Genomic DNA, 4,717 nt, shown 5'->3' with positions numbered 1-4,717 from the left:
AAACAAACAGAATGCTATCGCTGCATAGTTGAACAGTGATGTTCAGCAGTGTTCAGCGTAAATGTATCAGGGCTAGGCTCAGCACTGTAACCTGATCCTGGAGCAAACCTTTGTCAGCTTCTGCCAAAGACATGGGCTGTGCTGGAATTGAACCAGCGGCTCCCACCGTGTCAAGGTGGTACTCTACCACTGAGTTAACAGCCCCTACGAGCGATGCCGCTGTGCATCTGCCTGAAGGCCGGAAATAAATAATATCACATCTTAACCTGTCCCATTGGGATTAGCCTGGGTGGAGAGTGGACAGGTGCCCTATTTCAAATCAAAAAGGGGATCCGGTCAGCAACTGGTAGTGCAACACCTGGGGTGGGCGAGCAAAGTAGGGCCGGATGAGGGCACGCCAGCGGACAAAGTTTTCCGATTGGCGAAAGTTGACCAGATGGGCCTCTAGGGATCCCCACTGAACGAGCAGTAGGTATTGCTGAGGGTGCTCCAGACAGCGCTGCAGTTGGTGCTCTTGGTAGCCGTCGGTCTGCTGCAAATAGATGAAAGCTTGAGCGATGGCGGCTTCAAAGGCGGCTTCAGAGCCGGGGGTAATTTCAAACTGAGCCACCTCAAGGATGGAGGAAGCAGTCATGGGTTAGGTATGCAGGCCGCATTCGGTTTTGCTTGTGCCCTTCCAGCGTCCAGAGCGGGGATCCGCCCCTGGCTCAACAGGCGCAGTGCAGTGGAGGCAGCCGATACTGGGGTAGTGGCGATCGTGCAGGGGGTTGTAAGGGATCCCGTGGTCAAGGATGTATTTCCAAACTTGGCCATTTGTCCAGTCAGCCAGCGGGTTGAGTTTGAGGCGGTTGCGCTTGCCGTCCCACTGCACCTTGCCGATATCGGCGCGGGTGGGGGATTGTTCCCGACGCATCCCTGTAATCCAAGTGGTGCAACTGGCCAGAGCACGATTCAAGGGCTCCACCTTGCGGATGTTGCAGCAGAGGTCGGGGTTAGAGCGATACAGTTCTGGCCCGTATTGAGCTGCCTGCTCTTCCGGGGTAAGCAAGGGCTTGAAGATCTGCAGTTGCAAGTGGGGGTAGCGCGCCAACACCTGCTCCCGCAGTTGTAGGGTTTCCGGGAAGTGAAAATCGGTGTCCAGAAAAAAAGCGCGAACACGGGGGTTAATCGCCGTGAGCAGATCGATCAGCACTAGGTCTTCCGGGCCAAAGCTACAGGCCAGCACCAGCCCATCTCCAAATTCTTCAACCGCCCAGGTGAGCAGGTCGCTTGCCGACAAAGGCTCAAACCGTTCGCTCAGGGACGCCACTTGAGGTTGATACTGCTCCCGCAGCGCTTGAGCCGCCAGCTCCCAGCGGCTAGAAGGAGAAAGGCTTGCTGTCATAGGGGGAAGACACCGAACTCGACGATTTTTGCTTTTTTAATCTACACTAATTCGGTCAAGCTTTAGGGGTTTTGATTACCAGGCGGCAGCGGGCAGAGGGAGAGAGCGGGATCCCTTGGCCCGGAGAGGGATTTGTCCCCAGCGATCCCGTCGGATCCCCATCACCAAGCCGTGCCAGAGGGGGCTGGGATCCAATGCCGGCAACTTAACCCAGTGGTAGCGCAACACCCCTCGTCGTGGGTTCACCTCCAGCTCAAACACCCGCAGAGCCGAAACCGGCCCTACCAGAGGAGGTGCCGTCAGGTAGGGGATCCCATCGCGGACATACACCTTCGGCACATGCAGGTGGCCACTCAGCACCGCCACCACCCGTCCGTGACGGGCCAAGAGAGCGTGTAGCGCCGAGGCTGGTTCGCTGAGGAGCCGGTACTTGCGAAACAAAACCGCGTCCATTTGGGTGGGAGCAATGAAGGGCGGCTGATGGATCAGCAGGATCAGCCATTCTTCCGGCACCGTTTGCAGATGTTCGCCCAGCCAGTGCAGTTGGGAGGGGCGGAGCACGCCCTGAGGTAAAGGGAAGCGTCCTAAGCTGGCGTCGAGGGCAATCAAGCGGATCCCGGGCAGAGGGGAAAGGCTGTAATCGACGTAACCAGTGGGAGCCAGGGACAGGGGAAATTGGCTTTGGCACCAACGGATAAACTGATCTCGGTTAAAGCGTCCCTTTCTCCCTAGGGTGTCGATATCGTGGTTGCCCAGGCTGAGGTAATAGGGCACCCGCAGTTGGGCAACAATCTCCTGGAAAGATTGAAAGCTCTCCGGATCCGCTTGATCCACCAAATCCCCGGTAAACACCACGAAGTGCAGATCCGGCACCTGGTTGAGATGGGCAACGGCTGCTTCCAACTGGCGGCGAGGGGAATCGGACATCCACCAACAGCGGCACCCCGTCTCGGGCATCAGGTGGACATCTGAGACTTGAGCAAAGCAAATGCGTTGGGTTGCCATTGTTTAGGTACTTATTCACACCTCACGCCCGCATCATAGTCAATGAGGGGCCGGGGGGCTATGGGCTTCTCTTAACCTCAGCTGGGAGCCATCGGCAACTGGGGCACAGGTAGGGCTGTGAAAGGGGCGCGCAGACTGGTCAAATTGGTCTGAGAGGGTTTCCCAGGCTGTCACCCCCAACTTTTCTCCCAGCAGGATGGATTGAATGGATCGATGAGTAGTAAAGCGGTCTGTATCCTTTGCTCCATCCCATACTTCCCGGCTCTGGAAAACTGCCGGATACAGCGCTTCAACACCGACCACATCCCCTCAATCCGATTCAACTTTGGTGTATACACAGGCAAGGGAGATTGGGTTGCCAAAATCCGGTTTACCCCCTTGCCCATCAAGCTGTGGGATCCAACCGCATCAACACCTGCCCAAACTCCACCGATTGCCCATTGCTCACCAAAATCTCGGTCACCACGCCTGCCGCTTCGGCCTCGATCTCGTTCATCAGCTTCATGGCCTCGATGATGCACAGGGTTTGGCCCTTGTTCACCCGTTGGCCAACCCGCACAAAGTCAGGTTCACCTGGAGCTGGGGCGCTGTAGAAAGTGCCCACCATTGGTGACGTCACGTCTATCCAATGGCTGGGGGTGGATTTGGGAGCAGTGGGAGGAGGGGGCGCTTCTGCAGGAGCAGGAGGAGGCGCAGAGGAGACAATAACCGGACTGGCGGGGGTGGAGGAGAGCTCAGTCGGGATCCCTTTGCGCAAGGTGAGGCGAAAATCTTTGAACTCCAGAGTTAGCTCGGTAACATCGCTCTCTTGCAGAGCGGCCAGGAGAAGACGAATTTCCTGCCAATTGACAACATCCAAGGGAAGGTTCACTCCTGATGCATCACCTGTCCACAACAGAAATCCATAACCGAAAAGGAGAGGGAGAACTCACTCCCGGCCCAGATAGGTGTCGGTGCGGGTATCGACCCGAATCCGTTCTCCAACCTTGATGAACAAAGGCACCTGGATCTCAGCACCGGTCTCCAGCTTGGCCGGCTTGGTTCCCCCAGTGGCGGTATCTCCTTTCACCCCTGGATCTGTTTCCACCACTTCCAGAACAACGGTGTTGGGCAGCTCCACATCGATCACCTGCCCATTCCAGCGCAAGATTGACACTTGCATGTTTTCTTTCAGATATTTCACGGCGGAGCCAATTTGGGCGGCGGTAATTGGAGCCTGCTCATAGGTCTCCATGTCCATAAACACCAAGTTGTTCCCTTCCGCGTAGAGATACTGCATCTCGACTTTTTCGATGGTGGCTGCGGGCAGGGTTTCACCGGCGCGGAAGGTTTTCTCCACAACGTTGCCAGTCTGCATGTTTTTGAGCTTAGTGCGCACAAAGGCTGCCCCCTTGCCGGGTTTCACATGCTGGAACTCGATCACCTTGTAGGGAGCTCCGTCAACTTCTACAGAGACGCCAGGGCGCAAATCGTTGCTTGAGATCATGTCAGCAGAGGGATCCGTTGCTTAGACTTCCCAATCTTACCGTGACGATGGGGCACTCCGTTCGCGCTGGGGAGGCGGAGTCCGATTCAGCCCTCTGAGATCAATCGGGGGCTGGCGACCGTAGAGGGGCAGCACCTCCTGCCACTGAGGGCGCAATCCGGCCCGAAAATCGGCGCGGGCCAATTCTGCCAACGCCACCACGGGTGCAGGATCCACAAAATCGGCGGCATTCACGGATAGAGCTTGCGGCCACTGTCGGAGAGTTGCCTGCCAAGCCTCTTCCTCCCAAAGCTGATCGGCCACTTCTGCAGCGACACCCTCTTCTGTCACCCGATACACGCCGCCATACCGCTCTCCTCGTTTGGCGTCCATCTGCACCGCCACCGTCAAGGGCTGGGGCGGGGATCCCTGCCAGATCCACACATGGCGGGCTAGGACGGCCAAAGCCGAGTAGCCAAACACGGGAATGCCCAGTTGCTGGCCCAGCAGACGGGCCACGCTCACCCCCAAACGGCTGCCCGTAAAGCTGCCCGGCCCCAAAGCTACAGCGATCCCAGCTATCTGCGACCAAGCTTGACCGGCCAAGAAGACTTTCAAGCAGGGGTGCAACTGCGCTGCCATCTCCCGATCCAGCCACCAGCTCTGACTGCGGGTTTCTCCCAACCCTGGCTCCAACGGCAGCAGGGCCAGGCCCAAAACGGGCGTGGTGGTGTGGATCCCTAAAATCCAGCGGGCAAGCGACATGGCCTCTCTCAGGATCAAAAAAGGTGGTTGACGAAACTTAACGGATGTTTTAAGTTTAGGTTGTCAATCTTCGCGCTTCCTTAGGGAAGTTTGTCCTC

6 protein-coding genes and 1 tRNA gene are annotated in these 4,717 nt (G+C 57.2%); all 7 read right to left on the bottom strand.

Annotated features, from left to right (window positions below):
* Window positions 1-132: 132 nt before the first annotated feature.
* A tRNA-Val gene (locus NW837_RS09870) sits at window positions 133-204 on the bottom strand.
* A gap of 115 nt (window positions 205-319) precedes the next feature.
* Window positions 320-634: an antibiotic biosynthesis monooxygenase family protein gene (locus NW837_RS09865; RefSeq protein ID WP_414331131.1), complete on the bottom strand. Its 315-nt coding sequence runs from the start codon at window positions 632-634 to the stop codon at window positions 320-322.
* Between the two features lie 3 nt (window positions 635-637).
* Entirely contained in the window at window positions 638-1,384 is a 747-nt protein-coding gene (locus NW837_RS09860) for a phosphoadenylyl-sulfate reductase (protein WP_414331128.1), read from the bottom strand.
* A gap of 75 nt (window positions 1,385-1,459) precedes the next feature.
* On the bottom strand, window positions 1,460-2,389 hold the full coding sequence (locus NW837_RS09855) for a metallophosphoesterase family protein (protein WP_414331126.1): 930 nt from the start codon (window positions 2,387-2,389) through the stop codon (window positions 1,460-1,462).
* 385 nt (window positions 2,390-2,774) lie between these two features.
* Window positions 2,775-3,248, bottom strand: coding sequence for an acetyl-CoA carboxylase biotin carboxyl carrier protein (gene accB / locus NW837_RS09850; RefSeq protein ID WP_011432092.1), 474 nt, complete (start codon window positions 3,246-3,248; stop codon window positions 2,775-2,777).
* A 69-nt stretch (window positions 3,249-3,317) separates the two neighbouring features.
* Window positions 3,318-3,875, bottom strand: a complete 558-nt coding sequence (gene efp, locus NW837_RS09845; RefSeq protein WP_414331123.1) for an elongation factor P — start codon at window positions 3,873-3,875, stop codon at window positions 3,318-3,320.
* Window positions 3,876-3,911: 36 nt separating this feature from the next.
* Complete coding sequence (tsaB, locus tag NW837_RS09840) at window positions 3,912-4,619, bottom strand: tRNA (adenosine(37)-N6)-threonylcarbamoyltransferase complex dimerization subunit type 1 TsaB (protein WP_414331121.1); 708 nt, start codon at window positions 4,617-4,619, stop codon at window positions 3,912-3,914.
* Between the last annotated feature and the right edge of the window lie 98 nt (window positions 4,620-4,717).

Source organism: Synechococcus sp. R6-10 (assembly GCF_047461815.1).
Classification (GTDB): Bacteria; Cyanobacteriota; Cyanobacteriia; order Thermostichales; family Thermostichaceae; genus Thermostichus.
The sequence above is the reverse complement of the archived record's forward strand: the minus strand, read 5'-3'. Positions and strand labels throughout refer to the sequence as shown.